The 4,225-nt window shown below is 67.0% G+C and carries 6 protein-coding genes; all 6 read right to left on the reverse strand.

The window, feature by feature from the left end; translation table 11 throughout:
• A partial coding sequence (locus tag ACE3S9_RS15745; RefSeq protein ID WP_374547428.1) for a glycosyltransferase occupies window positions 1–312 on the reverse strand: 312 nt, incomplete at its 3' end.
• Window positions 309–1,289 (reverse strand): sll0787 family AIR synthase-like protein, encoded by a 981-nt coding sequence (locus tag ACE3S9_RS15750; RefSeq protein ID WP_374547429.1) that lies wholly within the window; start codon window positions 1,287–1,289, stop codon window positions 309–311. The genes ACE3S9_RS15750 and ACE3S9_RS15745, both read right to left, overlap by 4 nt.
• On the reverse strand, window positions 1,289–1,828 hold the full coding sequence (locus ACE3S9_RS15755) for an MSMEG_0567/Sll0786 family nitrogen starvation N-acetyltransferase (protein WP_374547430.1): 540 nt from the start codon (window positions 1,826–1,828) through the stop codon (window positions 1,289–1,291). The genes ACE3S9_RS15750 and ACE3S9_RS15755 overlap by 1 nt, the downstream gene beginning before the upstream one ends.
• Complete coding sequence (locus ACE3S9_RS15760) at window positions 1,825–2,991, reverse strand: MSMEG_0568 family radical SAM protein (RefSeq protein ID WP_374547431.1); 1,167 nt, start codon at window positions 2,989–2,991, stop codon at window positions 1,825–1,827. The genes ACE3S9_RS15755 and ACE3S9_RS15760 overlap by 4 nt, the downstream gene beginning before the upstream one ends.
• Window positions 2,882–3,955, reverse strand: coding sequence for a Nit6803 family nitrilase (locus ACE3S9_RS15765; protein WP_374547432.1), 1,074 nt, complete (start codon window positions 3,953–3,955; stop codon window positions 2,882–2,884). The genes ACE3S9_RS15760 and ACE3S9_RS15765 overlap by 110 nt, the downstream gene beginning before the upstream one ends.
• A gap of 13 nt (window positions 3,956–3,968) precedes the next feature.
• Window positions 3,969–4,225 (reverse strand): MSMEG_0572/Sll0783 family nitrogen starvation response protein (locus ACE3S9_RS15770; RefSeq protein WP_374547433.1); only part of this gene is annotated, 257 nt, incomplete at its 5' end.

Here is a 4,225-nt window from a genome sequence, read left to right on the forward strand (position 1 = left end):
GGCATTGCCGGAAATGCCGTCGCCAGCGTGGAAAATGTCGAAGTCAGGCGCCGTGGCGGCGAAGTGGCGCGCATAATCCCCTATGCGGGCGGCGACCATTTCGGCGGCGCCGCCGACGAAGGGCGAAGCCGAAACGGAAATGGCGCGGCATCGCGCCGGGCGGAAGAATCCGGCGCCGCGCGCGTCGGGCGCATGAACGGCCGCATCATGACCGAGGGCGGCCAGAGCCTCGCCCAGCGCGAGCGCGTGGACCACGCCGCCGCGCGGATTGGTCGAATGGGTCAGCAGCGCGAGACGCAGCGAGCGAGTCATGGCAAGGCGCCCTCCCGCGTCGCGCAACCGAGCAGCGGCCCGCGCGCGAAATCCCAGATCACTTCCTCTGCAAGTGCGTCCGCGATGGTGACGCGGCGCGAGCCGTTGAAGCGACCGATTGGCGCGGCGGCGATGGCGCGCGCCTGGAACAGATTGACGATCTCCGCCACATCCTCGCGCGCGGCCGCGATGAGGAAGCCGAAGCTCGGAAAGCTTTGCAGCCATTGGATCCAGCCGATCTTTTCCGGCTTGGGAATCGCACCGATCTCGATGCTCACGCCGACGCCCGAACATTCGGCCAGCATGGCCGCCGTGCCGATCACGCCGGCCTGCGAAACATCCTTGGCGGCGCGCGAAAGGCCCGCCTCGGCAATCGTGGGCAGCAAAGCGAGATCGTCGCGCAGGCGGTCGGCGGGCGCGTCGAGCGCCGCCTGCCAATTGTTGAAAGGCGGACGATAGGCGCCGCGCAGATCGACGGCCAGGATGAGGTCGTCGCCGGGCTTGGCGTCGAAACTGGTCAGCAGTTTCTTGGCGCGGCCGAGCGTCGCCATGGAAAGCTGGGCGCGATCGCAATTCAGATTGCTGTGGCCGCCGACGATGGGCACATCATAACGTTCGGCCGCGGCCCGCATGCCGTCGAGAATCGGCGCGGCGCGTTCGTCGTCCTGCGCCCAGAGCGCGTCGACGACGGCAAGCGGACGGCCACCCATCGCCGCAATGTCGGACAGATTGACCATCACGCCGCACCAGCCGGCGAACCAGGGATCGGCCGCGACAAATTCGTTCATGAAGCCTTCGATAGCGAACAGCAGAAAGCCGTCGCCATCCGGCAAGGCGGCGCAATCATCGCCAACCGCCGCCGCCGCGACGCGGTCGAGGCCGAGGCCGAGACGCGCTGAAACGCGCGCGATATCGGCCTTGGCGGCGAGGCCGCGGCTGGCGCGCAGCGCGCCAGCGATTTCGGCGAGCGCGCTCATCAGGCGGCCTTTCTCAACGCGAGGAAACCTTCTTCGGGCGTCGCGAAGGGCGGATAGAAGGCGAGATCGGCCTCCATGACATGATGCGGCCGGCCATGAAGTTCGACGACCTCCAGGGTCCGCCAATGCAGCCGGCGAAACAGCAAGGCGTTCTGCCCCTGCACCTGAGCGACGAAGCGCCGGCAGCCCTTGCCATGCGCCGAGGACACGGCGAGTTTGATCAGCGCGGCGCCGAGCGTGCCGACGCGGCGATAGTCCTGCGCGACGGCGAGCCGCGAGCCCTGCCAAGTTCCGGGCGCGATCTCGTGAATGCGCACCGTGCCGACCACTTCATCCGGCGTCACCGCCAGCAGCGAGGTCGCGACGATGGGGATCGCCGCCTCGTCGATGGCGTCGCGATCGTCGCCCTCGAACAGGCCCTGCTCTGCGCAGAACACCTTGCGGCGCAAGGCGGCGGCGCCGCGTTTTTCCCAGGCGTCGACCGCATATTTGACCTGGAATCCGCTGGGCGCGAAACACGGGATCGGCTCGAACATCATGCCCGGCCTCCCGTCGTCAGATCGCGTTCATAGGTCGACAGCGCCGAACAGGCCCCGCATTTGGCGCAGCCCGCTTTCGTCTTGCGCGAAGCGATTCCGCCGGCGACGATCATCCGCGCCAGCGGCGCGAGGATGGCGTCCATGAAGGCCGGCGAAGGCGTCGGATGGCTTTCGAGCGGCGTACCGGAAATCGGCACGAAGGGAACGACGAAAGGATAGACGCCCAGCGCGACCAGCCTTTCGCTAATGGCGAGAATCTCAGCGACGCTGTCGCCGAGGCCGGCGAGAATATAGGTCGAGACCTGGCCGCGTCCGAACAGCGGAACGGCAGCGGCGAAAGCGTCGAAATAGGTCTCGACCGACACTTGCGCCTTGCCCGGCATAACGCGCCGGCGCACCGGCTCGGTCACCGCTTCGAGATGCATGCCGAGCGCATCGGCGCCGGCCTCCTTCAGCCGCGAGAACCACGCGAAATCGTCGGGCGGCTCGCATTGGACCTGAATCGGCAGGTCGACCGCCGCCCTCACCGCGCGCACGCTTTCGACCAGAACAGCGGCGCCGCGATCCTTGCCGGGCGGCGTGCCGGTCGTCATCACCATTTGCGTCACGCCGTCAAGTTCGACCGCCGCCTTGGCGACTTCGGCGAGCTGCCCCGGCGTCTTGCGTTCGATGGTCCGGCCGGCGGCGAGCGACTGGCCGATGGCGCAGAACTGGCAGGTCTTGGCGCGGCTTTGATAGCGGATGCAGCTTTGCAGCACGGTGGTTGCGAGAACGTCCCGCCCGTGCAGCGTGGCGATCTGCGCATAGGGAATCCCGTCCGCCGTCTTGAGCGCATGGAAGCGTGGCGCGCGCGGGAAATCCACTTCGCCGACCAGAGCGCCGTCGCGACGGATGCGCGCCTTGCCGGCGGCGTCGGGCTGTTCGAGCAGATAGGGGCTCTCGAACGCCGCGGCGGTATAGATCGGCGCCATCACCGTCATGCCGTCAATGGTGAGGGCGCGATGGTCGGACGGCCCCGCGCCGCCGCGCCGTCCATTCGCGGAGACCGCAGGGTCAGCGAGCCGCAGCCCGAAGGACTGCAGCTCGTTGATCAGCGCCCGGCTGGTCAGACGCTTCGCTTCCGCCGTCTCGGTCGCGGCGGCTTTCAGTTTCAACGGAGTCATCGGCGAGGTTCCCTGCACAGGCGGCAAAAGGGGCGACGGCGTGAAGCGGCGCCGTCGGGCGGTTATCGAGATTGAGGCTGAGCAATTCCGGGCGGGCGTAATGGCCGACCGAATCCATCATCCGCTTGCGCTTGACGATCAGGCTCATGTCGAGATCGGCGACCAGAATCCCTTCGCCCTCGGTCAGCGGCGGAACGAGATGCTTGCCCTCCGGCGTGATGATCGCCGTCATGCAGCCGCCGGTCAGCGCCTTGCGCAAGGTCTCGTCGGGCGCGATCTTCGCGATCTGCGCCTCGGTGAGCCAACCGGTGGCGTTGACGACGAAACAGCCGGATTCCAGCGCATGATGGCGGATCGTGACCTCGATCTGATCGGCGAAGATCGGGCCGACCAGCGAGCCCGGAAATTGCGCGACATGAATTTCTTCGTGCTGCGCCATCAGGGCGTAACGGGCGAGCGGGTTGTAATGCTCCCAGCAGGCCAGCGCGCCGACGCGGCCGACCGCCGTTTCCACCACGCGCAGGCCGGCGCCGTCGCCCTGCCCCCAGATCATCCGTTCATGATAGGTCGGCGTAAGCTTGCGCCGCTTGAGCAGAAGGTCGCCGCTGGCGTCGAACACGAGTTGCGTGTTGTAGAGCGAGCCGTGATCGCGTTCGTTGACGCCGAGAACCGTGACAAGGCCAAGACGTCGCGCGGCGGCCGCTATGGCTTCGGTTACCGGTCCGGGAACAACGACGGCGTCCCGATAAAGGCGGGCGTGCTCCCCGCCCGTCAGCACGGGCGGATGGACGAAGGAGAAATAGGGATACCAGGGCACAAAGGTTTCGGGGAAGACGACCAGGCGGGCGCCCTTGGCTGCCGCCTCGGCCATGGCGTTGAGAACCCGATCGACCGTGCCTGTCGGCGTGTCGAGATCGGGCGCGATTTGCACGGCGGCGACGCGAATGGTCGAGGCGGACGGCATCGGCGCGATCTCCTCAGAGCGTCCAGGTGTCGAGGATGAAGGCGTTGTCCCGGCGATGCAGGAGAACGATATCCATCACGTCGAGCGGATTGATCGGGATGATTCCGGGAATCAGCGCGCCTTCGCCATGGCCATAGAGCGCTTGAAGGGCGAAGCGGCAGGCATAGACCTTGCCGCCATCGGCGATGATCTTTTCGATGCGGTTGTTGAAATTGAGATGGCCGGGGAAAGCCTCGTCGCCGAGTTTCGGGAACCCGCGCTGCACGCCGA

The organism is Rhodoblastus sp., assembly GCF_041915505.1.
Classification (GTDB): domain Bacteria; phylum Pseudomonadota; class Alphaproteobacteria; order Rhizobiales; family Beijerinckiaceae; genus Rhodoblastus.

Bases quoted from the DNA above. Each gene is read 5' to 3' on its own strand.
- ACE3S9_RS15750 (WP_374547429.1), bottom strand. From the start codon at position 1,289: ATGAGCGCGCTCGCCGAAATCGCTGGCGCGCTGCGCGCCAGCCGCGGC.
- ACE3S9_RS15755 (WP_374547430.1), bottom strand. From the start codon at position 1,828: ATGATGTTCGAGCCGATCCCGTGTTTCGCGCCCAGCGGATTCCAGGTC.
- ACE3S9_RS15760 (WP_374547431.1), bottom strand. From the start codon at position 2,991: ATGACTCCGTTGAAACTGAAAGCCGCCGCGACCGAGACGGCGGAAGCG.
- ACE3S9_RS15765 (WP_374547432.1), bottom strand. From the start codon at position 3,955: ATGCCGTCCGCCTCGACCATTCGCGTCGCCGCCGTGCAAATCGCGCCC.